Raw genomic sequence first — 24,341 nt, forward strand, 5'->3', positions numbered from 1 at the left:
ATTAGGTAACAATGGAGCACTCTGGCGAATTTGTTGTCAAGCATCGGCGACCTGCCATTTCACGAAGTCATGGTCATGGTGAGGTCAGGCCAATTTTGCTGAAACAAATTTTGCTGAAACAAAAGTGCGAGAAACGAAAGATGACTTGATTAATCTTCCTGCTGCTATGACACTCTAAACACTCACTCTGTGCAACCGTTCCCTCGTGATACGTCTTATGCCGCGGAATGCATAGGAGTTGTATGGGCTTTCGGATTGCCACCGGTGCAGAAATCGAAGAGGACGTCGAATGTTAGTCAGAGCCTTTCTGCGGCTGAATGTTGCCCTTTTGTTGCTTGCGGTATCCACATTTGCTCAAACGAAGGTCACCCATCCGCTCGACGCCCTCACGACTGATGAGTACTGGACCGTGCACGATATCCTGCATGCGAGTGAGCACTGGAGCGACAAGACGCTGGTCGCCAGCCTTCTGCTCCATGAGCCGGATAAGAAAGATGTTCTGGCGTGGAAGCCCGGAGATGCGATACGCCGTGAGGCTGATGTCATTCTGGAGTCAGAGGGTAAGACCATCGAGGGCCGCGTAGACATTACGGGTCACAAGCTGGAGTCGTGGAAGGAGGTCGCGGGTGTTCAGGCACCGATTACGCTGACCGAGCTGGATACAATGAACGATGTCGTTAAGAAAGATCCGCGGGTGATTGCGGCGCTGAAGACGCGCGGCGTTGTTAATCTCGCGAGTGTCCGTTGCGACATGATTCCGTTGACGTTTACGATCTTTCCGGAACAGGCGAATCATCGCGTCGGTTACGGAAACTGCACCGACGGCCATGGTGTCTATCATTCGTGGGGACGCGCGGTGGAAGGTCTTTATGTCGTCGTGGATATGACGGAAGAGAAGATTCTCAACGTGATCGACCATGGGCCGTTGCCGATGCCAAAGGGCGACATGAACTTTGAACAGGCTGAGGCGCTACCGCGTGAAGGTACGAAGCCTCTGGTCGTGACACAACCTCTCGGTCCGAGCTACGTCATCGACCACGGCGAGATCCTTTGGCAAAACTGGCGGTTCCGTTTCCGGCTCGATGCGCGTGTGGGGCCGGTCATTAACCTCGTCCGCTACCAGGATGGCGATCGCCTGAGATCGGTGATGTACGAGGGCTCCTTGTCTGAGATGTATGTTCCGTATATGGATCCCGACCTGGGATGGAGCTCGAGGGCGTTTTTGGATGCCGGCGAGTTTCTGCTGGGAGGCCTGATCAAACCGGTTGGTCCGGGAGACTGTCCGGCTCATGCGGAGTACTTCTCAGGCATCGTCCCTTCTGACAAAGGAACTCCGGTGCTGGAGAAGCAGTTAGCCTGCATGTTCGAGCACAACACCGATGGTCCCGCCTGGAGGCACTTTGAAGACGGCCTTACCAGCGTCAGGCCCAGTCGTGAGCTGGTGTTGCGAACATCCGCGGTTGCCGGCAACTACGACTATCTTCTGGACTGGATCTTTCAGCAGGATGGCACGATCCGAGTCGCAGTGGGTGCAACCGGCATCGTGGAGACCAAGGCGGTGAAGGAGACGACGGCCTCGCACGCTGCGCACGAGGGTGCGCTGGAGCATGGGACCATGGTTGCGCCGAACCTGGTAGCCGTTAATCATGACCACTACTTCTCTTACCGGCTCGATCTCGATGTTGATGGGACGGAAAACAGCTTTATGGTCGACCGCCTGGTGCCGGAGACGATCTCCGGGCAGGGACGGAAGAGCATATGGGCTGCTCAGTCTTCAACCGCAAAGAACGAGAAGGATGGCATCCTCGACATCGATCTTCGAAAGCCCGGCATGTGGCACTTCGTTAATCCCACGCGGCTAGGGCCAACCGGCTACCCTTCCGGCTATGAGATTATGCCCGGACCGACTGCGGTTTCATTTGTCTCATCGAGTGATCCAGCGCAACAGAAGGGAGCATTCTCGGAGCATCAGATGTGGGTGACACCGTACAACCCCGACGAGCTCTATGCTGCCGGAGTATATGTCACGCGCAACAAGGAGATCGATGGGTTACCGGCATGGACCCAGGCGAATCGTTCGATTGAGAATAAGGACATCGTCGGATGGTATACGCTCGGGTTCCACCACGTTGTGCGGCTTGAGGATTGGCCGATCATGCCGGTTCTCTGGCACGACTTTCTCATCCGTCCGGCCAATTTCTTCGACAAGAATCCGGTGCTTACGTTGCCGAACCAACCTTGATCTGCTTCACTTTTACTTTCAGGAATCAAGAGAACATCAAATGGAAGAGAAAAAAAAGGGCGTGCCTCGCTGGATATCCGGCATCGAACCACCCAAAGAGCTTTTGTCGGCGACAGGAACTGAAATCCTTGAGCTTGAGTGCAGGGAGCAGCCTCCACGCCTTTTAGAGTTACTTGAAGCGTACAGATCTGATGCAACCATCCGCGCAGAGCTGAAGAAGCTCGCAGGGCTGGCTGCAAGACCAGGCCCTGTCTTTTTCATAGGCATGGGCGCATCGTTTTGCTCTTCGATCAGCGGATCCATCCTGCTGCAGTCTCATGGCAGGATGTCGTTCACACTAGATGCGGGGGAGTGGCTGCACTATGGGCTCCCCATCTGGGGAGATGCTGCACTTTCCGTGCTGCTGACAACGTCGGGAGAGAGCGCAGAGCTGGTTGAGCTCTTCAAGCGAGCTGATGGCAGGCCACTTGGGCTCATCTGCAATAACCCTGCAAGCACATGCTGGCAGTTAGCGGAACATCGGCTGCCGATCCTGGCCGGTCCTGAATACGGTAATGCCACGAAGACGTATACAAATGCCACAGCGGCCTCGATCATCCTTGCGTCCGAGATGCTCCATATCGGTTGGGAGAACGAGGCAAGACACGCAGCAGAGGTTTTCGCGACGAGCCTTGATCCGATCTTTGCCCTGCGCGGAGAACTCGATGCCTTCTGTTGCGATGCGAAGAACATAGAAATTATCGGCCGTGGTGCCGCTTATGGTGGAGCGATCATGAGCGCACTCTGCATACGCGAGATGAGCGGCTATCGGGCCGCGCCCCACACAGGCGCGGGATTTAAACATGGTCCAAATCTTGATGTGGATCCAACACATGTCGCGATCATCTTCGCGTTGGGTCGAGTCGCTTCGCTGGGAGTGAAGCTGGCACAGGAGTGCAACCGGCGAGGTGGAAAGGTCGTGCTTGTCTCGTCGGAAGATCACACGCCGACTGACACTCTGTTTCCGGTCAAGCTGCCTGCCGTCGCGGAGCCCTGGGAGGGAATCACCTCTCTTCTGGTGCCGCAGGCGCTTACGCTGGCCATGGTGGAGCGGATGGGATGCCGTCTGCCCCCCCGTTTCCAGTATGGTGTGATGGAGCAATAGTTACGAGTTGCACCTTCAATCTTGAGGGAGGAACGTGGCAGATTCGATCAACGCTTCAGATATCCAGGTAAACCGTGGCTTTCTTTGGAGGGTTTCGTTTATCTCCGGATTAGGCGGAATCCTCTACGGATATGACATGGGCATCATCGCCGCGGCTCTCATCTTTATCCGAGGATCGTTTGCTCTCTCGACAAGGATGCAGGAGCTTGTTGTTAGCATCGTTCTGATTGGAGCCATGCTGGGAGCAATCATCGGAGGCGGCGTAGCAGACCGCATCGGCAGACGTGCGACGCTGTTGTGGGGTGGGTGCCTGTTTGTCGTGGGCTCGATTCTTGCTCAGTTATCGCCAAACATTATGACACTGATGGCTGCTCGCGCCCTGCTGGGGTTGGCTATTGGATTCACCTCTGTAACGGCTCCGGTGTATATCTCGGAGCTGTCTCCACCGCAGTCCCGAGGGCGTTTGATCAGTCTGTATCAGTTCGCGCTGACACTTGGCATCGCCTTGGCAAATGTTGTCGGCTATTGGCTGGCGGCTGGACAGGCGTGGCGAACCATGTTCGGCCTGGGCGTGTTGCCCGCCGTACTATTTCTTATCCTCGTACTCACACTGCCCGAAAGTCCGCGGTGGCTATTTTCCGTGGGCCGCATGGAGCAGGCACATTCTGTTTTACGTACCTACACCAACGAGGCGGGCGGCCGATTGCTATTGGAGGATATCCAGTCGGCTCTGCAGGCAAAGGTTGATAAGCGCTGGAGTTCACTCTGGAGTCCGGCGGCTCGCGGCGCGCTGGTGGTCGCAGTTGGTTTTACCGTTCTGCAGCAGGTTACGGGAATCAATACGATCATCTACTACGGTCCGCAGATATTCTCGCTCGCAGGTATTACTGCGGATAAAAGTGCCATCTTTGCCACACTGATCGTAGCGGTCACGAATATGGTGTTCACTGTCGTCGCCATGGTACTGGTCGATCGTCTGGGTAGGAAGCCTCTGCTCTACGCCGGAGTGGGCGGGATGACCGTCTCCTTGTTTGTGCTCGCCTACGCCTTTCACCATCAGGAACTCTTTAGGGCTTCGCTGGGAGCTGTTGCGACAGCCTGTCTCGTGTTTTATATCGCGTGCTTCGCTTTCAGCATGGGACCGATTGCATGGATTCTTGTCTCTGAGGTATTTCCCCTGCAGGTGCGGGCTCGCGGCGTAGCAGCAGCAACAATTGGATCAGGCGCTTCGAACTTTGTAGTGTCCGCTACCTTTCTGTCACTGATCAAATCTGCGGGCAATGCGGCTACATTCGCGACCTATGGCTTCTTCTGCATCGTGACCCTATTTTTCGTCAGGTTTATCGTGCCGGAGACGAAGGGCCGAGAACTTGAGAGCATCAGTACGAAAACTGCGGATGCAGCCTGAAAACTGCGGATGCAGCCTGACCGAAGATCGGGCCTGATGGATGATGGCTGTTATGAGTGATGACGCAATGAGATTGAATGTGGGCAATTATGTTATTGGCATCGACATCGGAGGGACAAACCTTCGCCTGGCTGTCGCAGATGACAGAGGCTCTATCCTCGCTCGCTGGTCGTCACTGACGACGGGCCACCGCGGCGCTGAGGCAATTGTCGATCTGATCTGCAGCGGTATAAACCATGTGCTGGAACAGGCGGGATTGCCGAAGAGCGCGTTGAAGGCAGTTGGCGCAGGTGTTCCCGGTGTTACGAATGTCGATGCGGGACTCGTGATTGCGACGTCTTATCTGCTCGGATGGAGAGACGTCCCTCTACGGGAGTTGCTTGAAGCAAGGTTAGGCGTGCCGGCCGTGGTGGATAACGATGTCAATGTGGCAGCGTTTGGTGAAGGCCGTATGGGGGCAGCCAGGGACACCAGAGACTTTGTCTTTCTTGCGATAGGCACGGGAATCGGCGCGGGTATCATTCTCGACGGAAAGCTCTTTCGTGGAATGAACTGGTCAGCTGGAGAGGTCGGTTACATGCTTGTGCCCGGCGTATCGGAAGAGCCGGTGGAACGTGGCAAACCGGGACCTATCGAAAGCCTGATCGGAGGAGAAGGCATCAGAGAGCAGTGGCAGCTTGAGTGGGAGGAGGGCAAGACTTCGCTTCCTCGAGAGGCCAGTGCGACTCAGATCTTCGATGGTGCAGGCAAGGGTGATACTTTAGCCCAAAAGATGCTCGATAGATGCGCCCGCATACTCGGTTATACGATCTACAACCTCTCCGTTGTTTTTAATTGTCCTCTCGTCGTGCTTGGTGGCAGCGTTGCGATGCATGAGGGATTGTGCGTCGCGACCCGTCAGTTTATGGAGAGATGGGGTGGACGGTTCGAAGTGGAGATCAGACGCAGTGAACTCGGAACCGATGCGCAGCTTGCAGGAGCTATTTGTCTGGCACTCGATTCGGCGAAGTGAGATCTCCGGCGCGCAGTGACGGGGTCTTCCTGGGTAAGCTTCGCGCTATTGGTTGGCTGCCCAAAAGATTGCGTTGCGAAATAGCTGTACGAAGTTTGGATCGTCAAACAATACCGCATGATGGCCCATGAAGATGTAAACATTTCTGGCCTTGTAGTGTTCATTTGTCCAGACGATGGGATGGTCACCGCCCATCTTGATCATACTGTTCGGCTCATAGGTAGATTCATCGACGGTCGCGAGGACGTGCACCTGGGAGCGGGGTGAATGGTTCCATGTGTACCACTCTTCCTTCTGGATGACGAAGGAGGATGGCAGTCCCTTCGTAACCGGATGTGGACCGGGCTCGATTCTTACGGTAGCCTTCGCGAAATTAGGAATGTAGCTGGTGAAACGGATGCCGCCGAGAAAGTTGGAAAACCACGGTGACATGGGATACCCATCGAAGTCGCCCAGCAGTGCAGCATGGTGAAAGCCTATCCATCCACCCTTGCCGTTCGTGATGTAATCCTCGAAGGCCTTTTGCGCAGTGGGCGTCCATCGATAGGGTGGATAATTCAGTTGAATGAACAGCCGGTATTTTGCAAGAAATGCTTCATCGATCGGATCCGTGGAAGAGATGTAATCCACGGCAAAGTCGTTTTCAGCAGCTAGCTTCGAAAGATATTGCTTGGCTGCGTCAACAAAACCCTGATGATCACCCTGTACCGTCTCAGCCATAGCTACGACGCGAAACTTGACGGGATGCGCCCCGCTTTGGGCGAAGGCGAACGAGGAGCAAACGAGAAGAAGCAGCAGAACTGTTTTTATGACTGAATATGACCGGCGCATGGAATCACTCTATATCGGATGCAGCATTATTGTTCTATCTCATGATTGATGTCTGTCTCGGATTGACCTGCTGGAACGCCTTGGTTACGATGTGGGGCTAAGGATCACTACAAAAGCATCTCAGATTCGCATCAAGAACCTTCTTAAACGGAGAAACCACCCTGAAGCCTATACGCCTTCTCGCCGTATTTTTTCTGCTGACCAATGTGTGTGTGGCAGAACTGCCGGATTTGTACAAGCACGTCGATCGAGTGATCTGGCTTGTTCAGGATATCGACAAGATCAAACCTGCCTGGGTCGCAATCGGACTATCCGATGTAAAGGAGTATTCCAATATCGAGTACACCGGCGAGTATCACGGTAAGCCAACCACAATCTACACCTGGGAGATCACCGGCCGCCTTGGCAACTTAAACATTGAGATGATTCAGCCTGCGGAAGGGCAACTGAATGCATTCAACGATTTCCTCTCCAAGCATGGAGATGGGATCTTCGCTATCGTCCACGAAGTCTCCACTCAAAAGGAGATGAAGGACGAAATCGAGCGTATGCAAGGGTTAGGTGTCGGCGTTCTTCAGCAATTAACCGGCAAAAGAAACAACGCGCCGGTTAATTTCACATACTTCGACACAGAACCGCAAGGCAAGTTCGTTCTAGGGTTGATCCAAAATCCTGATAGCTCTTCTCGAAATGCACAAGACCCCGGCATAACGGTCTCCCATATCGCTCCGGTCATTCGTGAGTCTGCATCCGTCTCTGCCTTCTGGCAGAAACTAGGCTTTCCTGCATTCCACATCGAGCACGCAACGCCGCGGGAAGATTCGCGCTACCACGGTAAGCCACTCTGGCTGACGTTCGACGTAGGCTATCAGCACCACACGCAGTTCAATTACGAATGGATCATTCCGCCGATGGAGCCGCCGAATATCTATGCGGATTTCCTGAAAGCCCATCAGGAAGGCATTCAGCACATCGGTCTTCCCGCGAAAGACCTGAGTCAGGCCATAAGCACTTACGAAAAACTTGGCTATCACGTGAAGCAATCAGGCGCATGGGGCGACGTAGGCCAAATAAACTCAGGACAATACGCTTACATGGATACCGACACGGCAGGCGGGGTTTCCGTAGAACTCCTTCATGCCTATTGAACGTAGGCTAACAATATTGGGGCAGACACGCCTGTTCGTCTGTCCAGGAATCGTCATCCCACCGATGCCGCTCTGAAATGATCGTCGTCTCGTGCGAAGTGCAAGACGGAGTTGCAGATCACGACATCGTCAAATGCTTCCGAATAAGTCATCCGCTCAATTGGCCAACCTGGAAATTCTCAGGAGGGAGTCCAGTTCCCAAAGCTTCGAAAACACCTATGCGCGGCTGGCGGAGCGCTTCTACTCGCGGCTTCACCCAGTTGCATCAGACAACTTCCGCGCCCATACCCGCACCCGACATCAAGCATCTTCTCATCAACCAAAAACCATTCCGAACCATCCCCGATTACATACCGATCACTAACCCTCCCGACTTCAGAGCAGTTAGGGTGTGGTGACCGCAAACGCCTTTCGCCTTGTCACCTAAGAACACATGAGAGAATTTTTGAGATGACAGGGAAGTGCGAACGTAAAGAATATTTACTCTTGTCTACGCAAAATAAGTCGACGTGAAGCGGGCCGACTGGCTCGACCACACGCTGCCGGGATCGTGTGGGGTCCGTCGCGTGAAAGGAGCGAAGCTCTTCTTTCCCGAGGAGATGCCGGAGATGATCGCCGAGGAGGCACTGAGCTCTGGGGCATCTCGCCGCTGCCAGGCAGGTTGCTGTAGCAGCAGGGAATCCTATACTTGAAGGATGGAGCAGGAAAGTCAGCCGCACATCGAACGGAGGCGGCAATATAGTTGGTGGATTGGGCTGCTGGCTCTTCTCTACGCCTTCATCGCTGGCATGCGCACGACGGTCGACTTCGACCTCGGCTGGCAGATGGCAGCCGGGCGTTACGTCCTCGAGCACCACGCCATCCCGCGCATCGACATCTTCTCCTACACCATCGCTGGAGCAAGCTGGTTCTATCCACCGCTGCCCGGAGTGCTCTTCTATCTTCTCTTTCGTGCAGGTGACTACGCCGCAATCTCGTGGCTGTGCGCCGGCGCGGTCGTAACCTGTGTGTTCCTCTTGATCTACCGCCGAGGCCTGCTGGCTCGCGTTCTGGTGCTCCTCGCCGTTCCGGTCATCGCGTCCGAGACGATGCCGCGTGCCAGCCTCTTCACGATGCTGCTGGTGGCCGCGGTAGGCCGGCTGCTTGTAAGCCACGCCGAAGGCAGACGAGTCCCGCTGTGGCTGCTTCCGCTCGGAATGGTGTTGTGGACCAACCTGCATCCTGGCTTTGTCGCAGGCCTGGCGATGATGCTTGGCTACTGCGTCGTTGAGCTGGGCGAGATGATCGCAACGGAACGTCGCGCTGCAGCAATGGCAAGGCTGCGCGCCGCTGCGCCGTGGATGCTGCTAAGCCTTCCTGCGATGCTCGTAAATCCGTTCGGTGTACGCATGCTGCGTGTTGTCTTCGATCAGCAGCGAGCGATCACGTGGCAGTCAGTGCTCCTTGAAGAGTGGCAGCCAGTCCGGCTCAGTCAGGCCATTAACGAACTCGGCTGGCGCAGCGCGGACGGCGCTGTGTGGTGGCTGTTGCTGATCTCCGCTGCGCTGACGATCGCGCTGCTGATCAATCGCCGCTGGGGAGCGGCGATTGTCATTGTGGGAGCATGGTCAGCATTTATCGCACACAGCCGCATGGAAGGCGCGTGCGTGTTGATCGTATGCCTGATTGGCGGCGCGACTCTCGACTCCTTTGAAAGCGAGCGTGTGTTTCAGCGACCCAATACAGACCGCACAGCAAAGGCTGTCGGTGTCGCGCTCGCAGCGATCATGACACTGCTTGTCGCCGTGCGCAGCTACGACATCGTCACAAACCGTGCATCGTTGGCCGACGGCCAAATCACGCTCTTCGGCACGGGGTCATCGTGGTGGATTCCGCAGAGGGCCGTCGATGCGCTCGAGCAACTGCATCCTGCAGGCAACGTCTTCGCTCCATTCGATCTCGGCAGCTATCTCGTCTTTCGCGTCGGCGATCAGTACAAGGACTTCGCCGACGGCCGCGCCGTTCCTTTTGGACGAGCGTTGATCGAAGAGCAGCAGCGGCTCACGGCAACTCCACTCGACGACCCGTTGTGGACCGCGGCATCGCAGCGATACAACATTCAGGCGGCCATCTTTCCTCTCTCCCGACTTATGGCGCTGGGTGAGGCTCCGCTCGCCCAGGACTGCGTAAGCACTGGATGGGCCGCAGTCTACATGGATTCGACGGCGATCATCCTCGCGCGCCGCTCGCCGCAGAACGCCGCCCTCATCGCGCGCACTGCAATCGACTGCCGCACACACGACCTGCTACGCGAGATGGCGACAGAGAACCCGAGCCGGCTCGCGCGCATGAATAACTACCAGCAGATGGCCAACACAGCCGCAATCTATGCCGCGCTCGGCCGAACGCAGGATGCAGTGGAGGCAATGCGGCGTGCTAAAGCGATCACGATGCTGCCGGACCCTTCGCTGCTCTTCGTGAGAGCGCAGATCGCCGCCGCCATGGGCGCACCGCAGGTGGCCGAGGCGCTGTTGCGTCAGGCACTCGCAGCAGAGCCAAGCGACGCCAGTTGGTACAACCTTGCTCTGCTGCTCGCCAGCCAGCAGCGCTACAACGAAGCCGTCGCCGCGCTCGAGCGCGCTGCACACCTCTCGCAGCAGCCCTACGACCGCTACCTGCTCGCAGGGCAGATGCTGCTCGCCGGCCGCGACCCCGCACAATCGCTTGCCTACTTCGACCGTGCGACGCAGGCAAGTCCATACGCACAACAGCAGGGCGCCGCAGCGCGTGAGTTCCGCGCCGCCACCGCAACTGGACGCGCCGAGGCCTACCTCGCCACGAACCGTCTCACCGACGCGATCACGCAGCAGAAGCTGGCTGTCGCCGAGACACCCGACGATCGCCAAAGACAGGAGCTGCTGAAAAAACTCTGTGGCGTTCCCGGCTCCGACTGCACACCGTAGCTCTCGCTTACGAGAATCCCACTCCGTGGGCCGCGCCGAGTTCCATGGCACACAAGGCGCAGTGTGCTCCACTTCGAGCATAGAGGCCCGCCTGGAGTGCGTATGCGTGCGGTTGTGGTCAGATGTCCTTTTAGCAGACAACGCCATCTTTTCGACCGCTCCTGTGGTGTAAGGCGCGGCTCTGCAGCATAGCATGTTTAGCACGTTTCAGACGCCGTCCAGAGGAAGAGTCTCTAACTCACCGGGAGAATCTGGACCAGGATCCCGAAGCCGCGATCGACTTCGAATTCGCTACAGGTATGAGGCTTTTTCCAAAAGTCTGTTCTTTGAACCAAAGTACGCAGGATTCGGAGAAGTGGATGAGAGACGAAAGAGGGATGCATTCAACTTCGAATTGAACTCCTCCGGCAAGAATGGAGCGGAGTTCGAAGGTGGATGGACGCCAGCAAAGTATCGGGCATTTGCAAAGCGGATCGATCAACATCCCGACAATTTGAAGATGACGCGGGAGGAGTTCAGCGCGGAGCTTGCTCGTCGTGAAGGTCAGTCGCACGAATCTGACCGAAATAGATCACGAGACCAGCTCGCGTACGGAGCTCGTGAGCGGAAGCCGCAATTCGGCCCTGCAACCGCTCGTTCCGTCGGAGCGGTTGCGTAGTTCGACGCTCCCACGATGCGCCTGAGCTATCTGTTGCGCCAATACTAGTCCGATCCCCGTTCCATTTGGCTTTGTTGTGTAGAAGGGAACGAAGAGGTTGTTTGCATTCGTGAGTCCGGGCCCGTTATCCGTGATTCCGATGACGACCTCATTTCCTGTGCTCTTCCATTCGATTTCCACACAGGCTGTGCCGTCGTGGGTCGTATCCGGGCCCAGCGCGGCCTCTGCGGCATTTCGAACAAGATTGATCAGCGCTTGCTGAATCTGGTCTGGATCAGCTGGCAGCGTAATCTCCCTACCACTTGCTACGCTCACTTTCACACGCGTCTCCAACTGTGCGACTCGACCAACCAAGGGGCAAAGGGGAATCAATTCGAGTCGTGGGGCGGGGAGGCCCATTAACTGTCGGTACGCTTGTAGAAAGCGATTCAGCGACTCCGCACGATTCTCAATCACCTCCAGGCCGCGCTCGAAGTCCCCACCCTGGCTTCCAGGAATGGAACTTGCGACGCGGCCGCGCAGGCTTTCAGCGATGGATTTAATCGGTGCCAGCGAATTATTGATCTCATGACCTAGTACTCGGATGAGGCGTGCCCACGCCAACCGCTCTTCTTCCCGCAAAGCTGCACTGACGTCGGAAAGAACGACCAGTGTGTGCGGAATCCCACTCAGACGAAAGCTCGTTCGTTTGACGATCCATCGCGCTGCCTGTTGCCCATTCCCCGGCGAAAACAGATCGTCGTCTGAGGCGTCGATAAGGTACGCAAGCTCAAAATCTTCAGCAGGATGGCCAAGCGCTCTCTTTGCATCCACGCCGAGCATCTGCTCCGCTGCAGCATTCATCAGCTTCAATCTGCCCTCCGGATCGAAGGCAAGCACCGGAGATTGCATCGAATTGAGCACGCGTTCTACAAGAGCCATAGCTTCCAGCGCCCCTGCTCGTTGAGCCTGCAGCATGCTGGCAAGGGCATTGATCTCCAGTGCGAGATCTCCCATCGCATCGTTCCTCAAGGCGCCGCGCGCGCGAAAGGAATAGTCGTCCTCCCGCAATGCCGCTACTACATTCGCAAGAGTCTGCAGGGGCCGGGTTACCTGTTCCATCACCAGAGAGACGCAGAACGCCCACCCCCCAGTGGTGATCAGTACGACGATCCATTGAACCGTCATGTCTGCCATCGCTCTATGCAGCGCCAACCAGGTGAAGACGACGACCGGCACGCCCATCAGCAGAAGCCACAGACGCAACCGCCGCTCGAAGCTTAGCTTTCGTCGCGTCCTACCTAACGCGACCCGAGTAACAGGCCGCGAGCGCGGCTGAGGATCAAAGGCCATATTTCTCAATGCGCCGATAGAGCGCGCCGCGGCTCAAACCAAGCGCATCGGCAGCGTGACTGACGTTTCCATTGGCGCGCGCCAGTGCCTTACGAATCAGGATTGCCTCTACAGTCTCAAGGCTCATCTCATCCAGGCTCTGAGCTGCTCCTCCACGCTGCACATTCAATCCCAGATCGGCGGCTTCAATGCGCTCTCCGCGCGCCATCAACACAGCCCGCTCAATCGTATGGTCGAGCTCGCGCACGTTTCCCGGCCATCCATATTGCAACATTTGCTGCATCGCTGCGGAATCCAAACCCTGCAGCGGCCTTCGATACCGTGCAGAGTGACGAGCCAGAAAATGCGCCGCCAGCGTCGGAATATCCTCTCGTCGGTCGCGCAGAGCCGGTAGAGCAATCTCCACCGTGTTTAGGCGAAATAGCAGATCCTCACGAAAACGTCCTGCTACGCATTCTGCGCGTAGATCCGCATTTGTTGCCGAGATCATCCGCACATCGACCCGTTGTGTCTTTGATGTGCCCACACGTTCCATCTCGCCCGTCTCCAGCACACGCAATAGTTTCGCCTGTTGGCGCACCGGTATATTCGCGATCTCATCCAGGAACAACGTGCCATGATTCGCTAATTCAAAACGGCCTATGCGATCCGCACGAGCGTCCGTGAAAGCGCCCTTTACGTGTCCAAAAAGCTCGCTCTCAAATGTGCCCTCGGGCAGCGCACCTGTATTAACGGCGACAAGGGTACGATCTGCCCTTGTCGAAAGTCGATGGAGGGTTTGGGCAACAACTTCTTTGCCTGTGCCATGTTCGCCCGTGACGAGAACATTTGCATCCGATGGCCCGATTCTGGCCATCATTTCGACGATCGGCCGCATCGCCGCAGCGGAAGCGATGAAGTCAGGCGCTCCCGGTGCGCGCAGTATCCGATTCTCAGCCTCCAGCCATTGTGCTCTTCGTTGGCTGCGATAAAGCTCCATCTGGGTTCGCAGCACGCTCAACAGGCGCGCATTCTCCCAGGGCTTTTGAATAAAGTCTCCTGCGCCGCGCCGCATCGCCTCTACCGCGAGATCGATATTTCCCCATGCCGTCATCACGACGACCGGAACCTGCGAATCGATCTCCCGGATGCGGGCGACCAGCTCCAATCCTTCCTGACCCGAAGTTGTATCGCGTGTGTAGTTCAGGTCGACGAGAACGCCGTCGTAGCTCTCTCGCGCTACCGCCTCGACCGCCAGCGCTGGAGTTCGCACCATCTCCAGCTCATAGCCCTCCGGCTTGAGCAAAAGATGGATCGCCTCAAGGATATGAGGTTGATCGTCGGCGACGAGCAGTTTGCACGGCTTGTCTGTCTTCGCCGACCGTGTGTCCGCTCCCGCCATCTCCTCCACCATCGAAACCTCTCCCTTGCTAATCGCCGCCGATTGCAATTCCCGTTCTCGCCGATTCTATCGAAATCTGGTTCGCGTCCAGCGTCGTGCCTACAGACCGCTCCAGTTCGATCTTAGCCTTCTGATAAGCCGTCATCGCTGCCACCAGGGCCGACTCCGCTGCCGAGAGGTCCCGCCGTGCCGTTAGAGTCTGGTAGTTTGACCCCGCCCCCAGCTCCTGTTCCTTGGCCGTAATATCGAAGGTCTTCTGTGCCAGCTCGCGTGCCTTACGTGCCGACTCCACGCGCGCCTTGCTCTGTTCCAGGGCATACTCCGCATTGCGAACTTCGATCCGGATCTGTTTCTTCAATTGCTGCATGCGCAGTTCCGCCTGTCTTGCCTCCAGCTCCGATCGGTACTGGTCAGACTTTGCGACCCGGTTGCGAATCGGAACATTCAAAGTAACGCCCACATAATAATCCGGAGCTGTATTGTTGAACGCATTCCGCAGCGAGCCCGTCCAGTCTGGGGGAGCGGTCGAAGGGGTATTCGCTGCGGGATTCGGTGGTCCCGCCAGCCCGGTTCCACCATAGTAAGCCGTCAGCGCAACGGACGGCAGAAGTGCATTCCGTGCAGCGCTGCGGCTTATCCGTCGGTTTTCGAGGTCAATGGTCGATTCGCTCAACTCGATACGGTCTCTCAAAGCCTCCGCAATGGTATCCTCGGTCGATCCGGTGACTCCCGTGTTGCTCACCGAAGTGGAGTCGGTCGGTCGTACCGGCATTGCTTCCAGAATCGGATCATCCAGGTTCTTCGTCAGCGCATTCTTGATCAGAAGCTCCTGGAACTGCAAAGCCGTCTTCGCAATGGTAAGATCCTGCTCGCGGTTGGCAACCTCAGCCTCGTCCTTCATAACATCCATGGCGGGAATTGCCTGTAGCTCAAGTTGCTTGCGCCCACTGTCCAGCGTTTGCCTGGCGAAGTCGAGTGCGCGGCTCTTCACCCCTTCGTCTTCATAGGCAGCTACAAGGTCCCAGTACATATTCGCGATCTGCGTGATCGTCGTAATCACCTGCAGCTTGAAGGCTTCATCGGAGATCTTCTGGTTATTCTTCGCAATTCGCAGATATCGCAGGTTTGGCCCGAATCCGAACCCGGCCAGCAGTTGTTGTTGCAGGGCAACTTGATAGTACGTATTTAAAGATGGATTCAGGTAAGTTCGAAAGCTGTTCGTTGCAACGCGATTGTTTTGAAAGGCCGCCGAGAGGGTCGTACCGGTCGGGAAAGACTGAGAATAGCCGACATTTCCAATCGTCGTGTTCTGTTGCAGCAGAGGAACACCATAGGTTTGAAGATTCGAAAGCGGCTGGGTGTAATGCTCGTTGCTGAATGTTCCCGTAACCGCAGGATCATACGATTGCACGATGGTCCCGGCGCCGAGCGTGGACTGCACCAGGCCCGCGGCTCCCGATCCCGCACCGCCCGCGCCTCCCGATGTTCCACCAGCTCCCGCACCGCTCGCCCCCGATCCGAAGCCGCCCACGCCTCCACCAGGAGTATTCTGTACCACGCCTGTGTTCACACCGCGAAACGATCCCCCTGCGCGTGTGCGAAGAATATCCGCCTCGGCGATAGGAATGTTATATCGTGCAATTGCGAGGTCGAGGTTATTCTCAAGCGACAGCGTAATCGCATCTTTCAGGCTCAGCTCCAGAACGCCATCATGCACCAGCGAATCGATTCGTGGCGAATTTGCCAGATTCGGTTGCGGAACCAGCGTTGCGCGATAGGTGTCCAGCGGATTGCTTGAATGCGGAATGTCCAGCCTGAGCGCAGGAGCCTGCACGTTTGCGGTCTGCACATTTTGCGCCCACGTCGGCAACGTAACCAGCAATACCGCGCTCACGTATCGGGGAAGAGAAGTCCTCAAGGGCGCACCTCCTCAGCGGTGTCCGCCACTTCGCCGGCCGTATCGGAGTGAACCCATCCGTCCCGCAGCTCGATCGTACGTGTACCGTAGGCAGCGTTTGCCTCCGAATGTGTCACCTGTACGATCGTCGTGCCCTCTTCATTCAACTGCCGGAACATCTCCATAATCTCCTTCGCCTGTTTGGATTGCAGATTGCCCGTCGGCTCATCGGCCAGTAACAGCGCCGGCTTGTGAATCATCGCGCGCGCGATTCCCACCAGCTGTTGTTGACCACCCGAAAGCTGATGTGGATACAGATCCTTCTTGCCCACAATGTTGAATCGATCGAGTGTGTCGGCTACCAGCCCCTGCCGGTCTGTACGCGGAATGTCCTTGTAGGAGAGAGGAAGGTCGATATTCTCTGCTACCGTGAGGTCATCCAGCAGATGGTAGCTCTGAAAGACCATTCCAATCCGCCGCCGCGCAAGGTCCGCACGCTGTTTGCGGTTCATGCGGTGCACAGTCTCTTCGTCGAATTCAAACTCACCCCGCCACTGGTCATCGAGCATGCCCAGCACGTTGAGCAGCGACGACTTGCCCGCACCGGAAGGACCCATGATTGTGATGAACTCCCATGGTTGAATCGTCAGGTTTACCCGGCGAAGAACCCACGTCTCCATATGTCCGGTCTTGTAGCTGCGTTCCAGGTTTCTCAGTTCAATCATGGTCCCTCACTCCGATCTCAGCGCTTGTGTTGGGCTCAATCGCGGAAGCGCGCCGCGCAGAAAGATAACTCGCCGCTCCAGCGGAGATCAGCATCACGTCCACTGCCGCCGCCAGCGCCATCCCGCTGTTTGAAGGGCGCGGGAGATACCCGAGTCGCTCGCGATCATAGCTGTCTCAACGCAAAGCGAAGGTCCTGCGCCAGCAGGCGAGGCAATATTGCTCTCATCGAGATCCCCTTGATTTCTATTCCGTTCGAAGTGCTTTCACCGGATCGGTGGAAGCGGCGCGTTGTGCCGGAATCAGTCCGGCTGCGCACGCCGCGAATGCCAGTACCGCAACCGCCATGGCAAGCACTACCGTGTCGTGTCCACCCACGTTGTAGAGTTGCGATTGCACGAAGCGCGCACTCATCCATGCCACCGGGATTCCGATCGCCAGTCCAATGCCTGCCTGCAGCATGGCCTCTCGCAGCACCATGCCGACTACGCTCCAGCGATTTGCACCAAGTGCCATCCGGACACCGATCTCGGGCGTGCGTCGCGCTACCGAATATGCCGTCACACCATACAGGCCAACCGAGGCCAGCACCAGTGCGAGAACGCCGAACATCAGCGTAAGCCTTGCAATCAGGCGATCCTGGTTGAACTGACCACGAATCTGTCCAGAGAACGTGTTATAGCGCGTTATCGTCAGATTAGGGTCAATGTTGGCGAGGGTCCGTCGCATCTGTGACTCCAACCCCTCGATGGTTCCTTTGGTTTGCAGCATGATCGCTCCGGCATACAGGGAGCGAATATCATCCTCTGGCTTCGTATGCGCTACCTGCAGCAGGGGACGGAAGTACATTGCGCGCACCGGACGCCGCACGTCGACATACTTCACATCGGAGACGACTCCTATGATTTCAAAATCTCCCGCACTCTCCATTCCCGAAATGCCAAAGTGAGCGCCGATGGGATCTTCTCCCTTTGGAAAGAATTTTTTGACGAAGGTCTGGTTGACGACCACAACAGGAGTGGACGTCGCCGTGTCGTGGATCGTAATACCGCGCCCGCGAAGAATACGGTGGCCGACGATGTCGAAGAACTCCGGACCAACCCGCAGCCACGAAGCTCCGATCTCGTCACCCACCCGAGGTTCCGGCCGTCCCTGAAGAAAGACCCCTTCACCCCAGTTATTTCCTTCGAGAGGCGTGTACAAGGAGAGCGCAACCCGCTCTAATCCAGGTAAGCCGTGAAGTCCCTGTTCAATCCGGTCGTAAAGGCCCTGCAACTGTTCCGGTTTGTATCCGGCATTCTCGGGGCTGAAGTGTGCCACGACTCGATCTTCGGTCTCTACTCCAAAGTCCTGGTTTTCGAGCTTATTGAGACTCTTCGCCAGAAGACCTGCACCGACCAGCAGCACGAGTGATAACGCTGCCTGCAGAATCACCAGCGATCGCTGCAGCCATCCCGAATGATCCTTGGTCGATCGGTTCGAGCCGCGGAGCGCCTCAGCTGGTTCTGAATGGGAGGTCACCCATGCGGGTGCAATGCCGAAGATCAGGCCCGTAAGAAGCGATATCCCGAAGGCAAACCCAAGGACCGGAAGCGACGGGCTCGCATGAATCGGAAGATTGGTCGCATCGGGAAACGCCATCGTCAGAAGAAGCCTGGTACCGACGAAGGCAACAATCAGTCCCACGAGACCGCCGATGCAGGAGAGCACAACGCTCTCCGTAAGCATCTGCAGGATGAGCCTCGTTCTCTGTGCTCCCAGTGCCATGCGGATGGAGGTCTCGGCTCGCCGCGCCATGCCACGCACCAGCACCAGGTTTGCGATGTTTGCGCACGCGATCAGAAGCACCAGCGCGGAGATGGAGATCAAAAGCCGAAGGCCGGTCCCGAACTCCTGCTGCATGTTTTCAATTCCTGCTCCGCCCGGCGTCAAAACAACGTGGGACTGCGCGAGATTCTTCTCCTGACCCTTCTTTTGATAAAGCTCAATCTGCGCCAGATAGTTGCGAAGCGAAGCGCTCATCTTGGCCTGCAACTGTGGAACGTCCGTCCCTGGCTTTACTCTTCCCAACAGATAAAGCCAGTTCGCTCCGCGCCGATGCAGAAGGCTTGTGGGATGAGCAGGTCCCATGATGGGTTCCATCGACATCGGTATATAGAAATCCGGAGGAGTATCCGTCATGCGATCTCCGTAGAATCCAGGAGGCGTGATGCCCAGGATCGTTACGGGATAGGTATTCAGTGTGAACGTACTGCCCACGATGGATGGATCGGAGGCGTAATCGCGCTGCCAGGTCTGGTAGCTCATCACAACTCCCATCGGTGCTCCCATCACATCGTCCGAAGGAACGAGCAGCCGGCCGACATAGGGCTTCAGGTCAAAGACCTGGAAGTAGTTCCCCGACACCATCTCTCCCCGCGACGCTTTCGGTAGCGCGTCGGTTCGTCCGCTGCGAGCCGTGATCGAGCCATATCCAATACCAGCCTGCATCGCCGCCAGGTGTTCGAACTCCGGCGTGTTATCCCGAAGATGCGTGTACAGTTCGTAAGCGAAGATCGAATAGTCATTCTTATCCGGTGTTCCGCCATTGACGCAGCAATCGTCGGTATCGCCAACTCTCACCAGCGTCTTCGGATCGATGACCGGCAGGTTCTTCAGAAGCACCGCATGAACCAACGTGAATATGGCGGCGTTCGCGCCGATCCCGAGAGCCAGCGTCAAGATCGCCGTCAACGTGAATCCTGGAGCCTTCCGTAGTTGCCGCAGGGCAAACTTTACATCCTGGATGAGTCGATTCATCATTCACTCCTGTCTCTGCACGATCTTCGCGCCCACCACTATCCTGCTCAGACTCTTCCGTTGACCTCTACCGGGAAAGCACTCAACATGCTGATCCGTGCGTTCTCGAATAGTGCACGCACGCTCGGAACCGGGACACTCAGCTCCATGTTGTATTGCCGCACCCCTACAATCACGGTGAATCCCGGCACCTTCGCAGAGCATTCGGCGTGAGCTCTCATCCTGCTGATCGCGTCGTTCTCCGACATTGCTTCAGCGTCCACCCCTTCGGTGGTCAACCTCAACTGCTCGCCATCGGCCTCGTAGAAAACCGCGCAGCGAACCCCAACGCACATCGCAACGAGCAGAAGAAATGCCGCGACGAAGGCCGGCATCTCGTCCATAGTCTGTCTCGCTTCATCTATCACTTCGCGCATCATCGCTATGCCTCCGCCATTAGCTGGCTCAGCTCTCCTTCTGCAACCACCTTGCCGTCGAAGAGATGAATCTGCCGCTCTGCATGCGCGGCAAAGCGCGGATCGTGGGTCACCATGCAGATCGTCGCGCCTTCATCGTGCAGCTCCTTCAGCAGCTTCATCACCGCTTCACCGTTCTTCGAATCCAGGTTTCCCGTTGGCTCGTCCGCCAGCAGGATCGAAGGCGATCCCGCCAGTGCGCGCGCCACCGCAACCCTCTGCTGCTGACCGCCCGAGAGCTGGGCAGGATAATGCCGCATCCGGTGCGCCATATTCACTCGCTCCAGCGACTCCTGCACTCTCCTCTTCCGTTCCGCCGCAGGCATGCCCGTGCGATACGTCAGAGGCAGTTCCACGTTCTCGGCCACGCTCAGATCGCCGATCAGGTTAAAGCTCTGGAAGATGAATCCGATCTCCTGGTTGCGGATCCGCGAACGGTCACCAAAATCCAGATTCGCGACCTCTTTCCCGTTCAGCTGATAGCGCCCGTTCGTCGGCGTATCCAGCAGGCCAATGATCGAAAGCAGTGTCGACTTGCCGCAACCGGAAGGCCCCGACATTGCCACATACTCGCCGCGCTCAATCTGCAGATGCACACCCGACAGCGCATGTGTCTCGATCTCATCGGTGTAAAAGACCTTCGTAAGCTGCTCGATGTCGATAATCGTCTCTGTCATTCGCTATCTCCTTTGTCTCGCTTCCGTATGCTGTCCCTGTCCTACTCCAGGCGAATCCTGTCCGTGCTGTCCCAGCGGCTCATGTCCGACAAAATCACCGTGTTTCCGTTCTGCAGGCCCTCGATCACCTGGATCGCATTGACCGAGGCCTTTCCAACCTTCACTGGAACCCGTACCGCCGTCTTTCCATCCGGACTCAGCTTGAACAGGCTGATCGTGCTGTTCTCATTTCCAAACGCCGGTCTGCCCACGTACAGCACGTTTGCCATGCGATCCAGGTCGATCGTCCCGTCCACGCTCAGGTCAGGTCGAGCGCCTAGTGGCAATGCGCCTTGTAGTTCTACGTCCACAGTCACAGTTCCGTTCACAACTGCTGGATCGATGCGCATCACCTTGCCTTCGATGACGCCATTGTGCGTATCCACCTCCGAAGGCTGACCTATCTGGATATCCCGCGCCTGCGTCTCGGCAATCTTCAGGCTGGCCTTCAGTTGGTCCAGCTGAATGACCTTCGCCAGAGTCGTTCCAGGAGCTACATGCTCTCCCACCTGGTGCGGCAGGTCCGACAGCACACCGCTGATGCCCGCCTTCACGTTCAAAGCATCCTGCTGCCTCTGTTTCAACGCCAGCATCGCCTGCGACTGGGCTACCTTCGTCTCCTGCACCGCGACCTGGGTCTCGATCGCCTTCTCATTGACGACCAGCCGCTGCTTTTCAATGCCGTCACGCGTCGTCAGCTCGTCCGCCTTGCCCTTCGAGGCGTTGTAGGTCAACCCGCTGATGACCCCCAGGTCATACAGCGACTTGTCGGTCTGAGCCTGCAGCTTCGCTTGGTTATAGTCCGCTCTTACCGTTGCAGCCCCGGCCTTCTGGGTCATCAGGTCGCTTTCGAGCTTCGCCTTGATGTTCGTCAGCTCGGTCTGGGCTGCCTTCAACTGCAGCTGGGCATCCAGCAGCTCCTGCTGGACCGTCGGGTCGACCAGGTCCATCAATACCGTGTTCGGCTCAACCTTTGCGCCGGGAAGTACGCGTATTCTCACCACGGTCGCCTCGGTCTCCGCAGGGATAAGCCGAATCCGGTCTTCCCGTGGAACCAGAGAACCCGGTCCTCGAACCTGCCGAAGCAGCGGTCCTTGCTTCACCACATCGGTCCATACTGTCGCGCGGTCCACCGTAGGGGCCGCTGGTTTCAGCTTCGAAACAGACAGCGCCGCCACTGTCAGCGCGAGCAAGCCAACTCCACCCGCAATCCACTGCCGCCGAATCTTCTTCCGTTTGATATCTGGTCTCTGGATGTCCATTGCGTTATGTACAAACGCAAGCGACGTGCCATAATTAGATCCCTGTTATCAATATCTTGCGAGCGATACGCTCTCCCTGCCTGTCCACAAACAAAACAGCCTGTCCGTTTCTGGACACCTCATCGGTGTTTTCCGTGTCGGAGACCTCGCCGTACACGATGAAGGCTTATTTTTTGGACTTGGAAGCAGGGTGCTTCTTTCGAGTACTCTCGACTGGCTGATCCGCGCCTTCCGGCAGCGCCCCCATCGCCTCTGAGATCTGCAGGCTGGCCTTGCGCAGTCCCTCGACGATCTCAGGAACCCCGATCGTATCCTCAATTCGCTTCACATAGGGAACCGTCAGGCCGGCGATGGCATCGCCCTGCGAATTGAGCACAGGAAAGCTGATGTTCATCACCCCTGTGACCTCATAACTCGCACGCCGTTCATATCCACGGGCCCGGATCTTATCCAGGTGCTCATCAAGGTCCGCCGGCTTCTTCTTCTGGGTCTCGCGCACCCACTCCTGGATCGCCCGTTCACAGGAGTCCTTCGTCTGGTGGGCCAGAATCACGTGGCCGGTCGCGGCATGCATCAGGTCCACCTTCGACCCCACCTTGACGTAGAACCCCGTCGACTCCGGCGAATCGACCTGGGCCAGGATCACGACGTGCCCCCCATCGAGTACTCCCAGATGGCACGACTGCCGCAGTTCATGTGCCAGCCAGTGCATCACCGGCATGGCCTCGGTCACCATGCGCTTGGTAGGAGGATGTTCCTGGCCAAGGCGAAAGAGCCGCAGCGTCAGATGGTACCGGTCCTTATTGGCGGACTGTGCCAGATATCCCCGCTGCTCCAGGCACAGCAGCATGCGAAAGATCTCCGACATCGTGCGGTTCAGACGGCGCGCCACTTCGCTCACCGTCATTCCTTCCGGCGTGCTCGCAAACAGCTCGAGAATGTCCAATCCCTTCTCGAGAGCGGGTGTAGGGTAGTAGCGTTTCCCTTGTGGTTTTCCGGCCACAGTTCGAGGCGCAGCGGATCGCATCTCACACAAGGTAACAAAAGCAGTCTGGCATGTCGAACATTTCACCCCACGCCTGCGAAGCTCCTTGAACCGGGCCGAAATTTCTATGTCAACGTGCAGGCAATGCAGGTGCAGCGTAGTGTTTGGTCTGCCCGGTTCGCGAATTCAACACGTCAAAACTACCGTCGCCTGCACCCGTTAGCTCGAGAAAGTTGCCGTCTTCCGGTCCCTCCAGGTTGGCGATGTACTCTTCATGCGTATTATGTTCTTCGCCACCTTCTTCGGAAAGATGAAGCTGCCACAGCGTCTCGAGGCCCGGGGCGTGGGTGATCGTATCCAGAACCGATGTCGATCCGCCCTTCTTCCCCCCGTTATCCATAATGGCAACCCGTGCACCGATCGCGTTTACCATCGCCGGGCTTGAGCTGTGATCCCACCCGTGATGCGACACGATGTAAACGTCCACTCGGCCAAGCTTGTTCGTCGGGCATGCCAGCTCCATCTCCTTATCCCAGGTCAGATCGCCCAGGTCCAGCAACTTGAGCTTGCCAAACGTAATCTGTATGCCTACGGAGCGAGCGTTCTCTGTCGTATCCGCAGGCTTGGTCTCCGCTCCCTTGCAAAAAGAATTCAGTGCTTCGCCTTGCTCCAACGGTTTTGGAATGAGGTTCCCATCCGCACTCACTACGATCGCCTTCATCCCGACGATAGGAAGCACATCCCCCGGTCTCGCGAGAATCCGTTTCACCTTGTTTGCCGCGATTGCCTTCTCATACGCGGCATATCCTCGCTCCGCGGCCGGGTCGTCTTCTCGATTGACTCCATGGTCGATAAATGCGCCTACCGGAATCCTTTCAAGCAGCTGTCCCACTCCTCCCACGTGATCCTCATGGAAATGCGTGACCAGCACATAGTCGATCTTTTTAATTGCCGCATCCTTCATCGCTGCGGCAATCCGCTCGACGTCTCGTCCGTCGTTGCCACTCCAGCCTGTGTCGATCAGCAGCGACTGTCCTGCCGGTGTGACAAACAGGGTCGACTGACCGCCCTCCACATCGACAAAATAAATCTTCAGCTTCTCCCCAACCCCCTTGGGGCTCTGTGCCCAGCTAGCTGCGCTCAGCCATAGAGCCAAGCCGAACGCGCCCACCCATTGCCGCCATCTCATTTGCTGCTGTCCTTTCCATCTCTGTAGACGGTTCATAATTTCTTATTTTTCAAAACCCACGCTTCTACCATCATGCCCTGCCTCAGGACGGTGCGTAATCCCGCAATCGATGTACCCTCTTCGGCCCTGCAGTCCTCCGATAATTCCATTCCCTTGGCATTTCGTATAGTGCTTTCTTCTGTTCCGCTGGCGCGAGGAGATCCGTCGAGACCTGGCG

General features: G+C 57.0%; 17 protein-coding genes. 6 read left to right on the plus strand and 11 right to left on the minus strand.

The genetic code is table 11. The features are described 5' to 3' along the window. Positions 1-289 precede the first annotated feature (289 nt). From BDD14_RS16410 to BDD14_RS16425, 4 genes are read left to right on the plus strand one after another with little or no spacing between them, the layout of a single operon-like run. A complete protein-coding gene (locus BDD14_RS16410) occupies positions 290-2,242 on the plus strand; it encodes a copper amine oxidase (protein ID WP_130419741.1) in 1,953 nt (650 codons plus the stop codon). 40 nt (positions 2,243-2,282) lie between these two features. Then, positions 2,283-3,386, plus strand: a complete 1,104-nt coding sequence (locus tag BDD14_RS16415) for an SIS domain-containing protein (protein ID WP_130419742.1) — start codon at positions 2,283-2,285, stop codon at positions 3,384-3,386. A gap of 34 nt (positions 3,387-3,420) precedes the next feature. Further along, a complete protein-coding gene (locus tag BDD14_RS16420) occupies positions 3,421-4,794 on the plus strand; it encodes a sugar porter family MFS transporter (RefSeq protein WP_130419743.1) in 1,374 nt (457 codons plus the stop codon). Between the two features lie 52 nt (positions 4,795-4,846). Further along, positions 4,847-5,806 carry an ROK family protein gene (locus BDD14_RS16425; protein ID WP_242618005.1) on the plus strand — a complete coding sequence of 320 codons (960 nt, stop codon included), beginning with the start codon at positions 4,847-4,849 and terminating at the stop codon, positions 5,804-5,806. A 45-nt stretch (positions 5,807-5,851) separates the two neighbouring features. Here BDD14_RS16425 and BDD14_RS16430 read toward each other — a convergent pair whose 3' ends face one another. After that, positions 5,852-6,637, minus strand: a complete 786-nt coding sequence (locus BDD14_RS16430; protein ID WP_130419744.1) for a ThuA domain-containing protein — start codon at positions 6,635-6,637, stop codon at positions 5,852-5,854. 212 nt (positions 6,638-6,849) lie between these two features. On the opposite strand from BDD14_RS16430, the gene BDD14_RS16435 reads away from it, so the two are divergent. Together BDD14_RS16435 and BDD14_RS16440 are read left to right on the plus strand one after the other, a co-directional pair. Continuing rightward, positions 6,850-7,785 carry a VOC family protein gene (locus BDD14_RS16435; protein WP_130419745.1) on the plus strand — a complete coding sequence of 312 codons (936 nt, stop codon included), beginning with the start codon at positions 6,850-6,852 and terminating at the stop codon, positions 7,783-7,785. A gap of 695 nt (positions 7,786-8,480) precedes the next feature. Then, entirely contained in the window at positions 8,481-10,727 is a 2,247-nt protein-coding gene (locus BDD14_RS16440; RefSeq protein WP_130419746.1) for a tetratricopeptide repeat protein, read from the plus strand. A 571-nt stretch (positions 10,728-11,298) separates the two neighbouring features. Here BDD14_RS16440 and BDD14_RS16450 read toward each other — a convergent pair. The 10 genes from BDD14_RS16450 to BDD14_RS16495 form a co-directional block, all read right to left on the minus strand. Further along, a complete protein-coding gene (locus BDD14_RS16450; protein ID WP_130419747.1) occupies positions 11,299-12,717 on the minus strand; it encodes a sensor histidine kinase in 1,419 nt (472 codons plus the stop codon). Continuing rightward, positions 12,707-14,110, minus strand: a complete 1,404-nt coding sequence (locus BDD14_RS16455; RefSeq protein ID WP_130419748.1) for a sigma-54-dependent transcriptional regulator — start codon at positions 14,108-14,110, stop codon at positions 12,707-12,709. Before BDD14_RS16455 ends, BDD14_RS16450 begins: the two co-directional genes overlap by 11 nt. Before the next feature lie 16 nt (positions 14,111-14,126). Continuing rightward, on the minus strand, positions 14,127-16,016 hold the full coding sequence (locus BDD14_RS16460) for a TolC family protein (RefSeq protein WP_341273311.1): 1,890 nt from the start codon (positions 16,014-16,016) through the stop codon (positions 14,127-14,129). After that, on the minus strand, positions 16,013-16,720 hold the full coding sequence (locus tag BDD14_RS16465; RefSeq protein WP_130419749.1) for an ABC transporter ATP-binding protein: 708 nt from the start codon (positions 16,718-16,720) through the stop codon (positions 16,013-16,015). Before BDD14_RS16465 ends, BDD14_RS16460 begins: the two co-directional genes overlap by 4 nt. Before the next feature lie 244 nt (positions 16,721-16,964). Beyond that, the gene (locus BDD14_RS16470) at positions 16,965-19,520 is read right to left on the minus strand and encodes an ABC transporter permease (RefSeq protein ID WP_242618006.1); all 2,556 of its coding nucleotides are present in this window, start codon (positions 19,518-19,520) and stop codon (positions 16,965-16,967) included. A 44-nt stretch (positions 19,521-19,564) separates the two neighbouring features. Further along, positions 19,565-19,936, minus strand: a complete 372-nt coding sequence (locus tag BDD14_RS16475; RefSeq protein WP_130419750.1) for a hypothetical protein — start codon at positions 19,934-19,936, stop codon at positions 19,565-19,567. A 2-nt stretch (positions 19,937-19,938) separates the two neighbouring features. Beyond that, entirely contained in the window at positions 19,939-20,649 is a 711-nt protein-coding gene (locus BDD14_RS16480) for an ABC transporter ATP-binding protein (protein ID WP_130419751.1), read from the minus strand. 41 nt (positions 20,650-20,690) lie between these two features. Next, complete coding sequence (locus tag BDD14_RS16485) at positions 20,691-21,950, minus strand: HlyD family secretion protein (RefSeq protein WP_130419752.1); 1,260 nt, start codon at positions 21,948-21,950, stop codon at positions 20,691-20,693. Positions 21,951-22,116: 166 nt separating this feature from the next. Next, complete coding sequence (locus BDD14_RS16490; RefSeq protein ID WP_130419753.1) at positions 22,117-22,977, minus strand: IclR family transcriptional regulator; 861 nt, start codon at positions 22,975-22,977, stop codon at positions 22,117-22,119. Between the two features lie 88 nt (positions 22,978-23,065). Next, a complete protein-coding gene (locus BDD14_RS16495; protein ID WP_130419754.1) occupies positions 23,066-24,124 on the minus strand; it encodes a ComEC/Rec2 family competence protein in 1,059 nt (352 codons plus the stop codon). Positions 24,125-24,341: the final 217 nt, after the last annotated feature.

Source organism: Edaphobacter modestus (assembly GCF_004217555.1).
Lineage (GTDB): Bacteria > Acidobacteriota > Terriglobia > Terriglobales > Acidobacteriaceae > Edaphobacter > Edaphobacter modestus.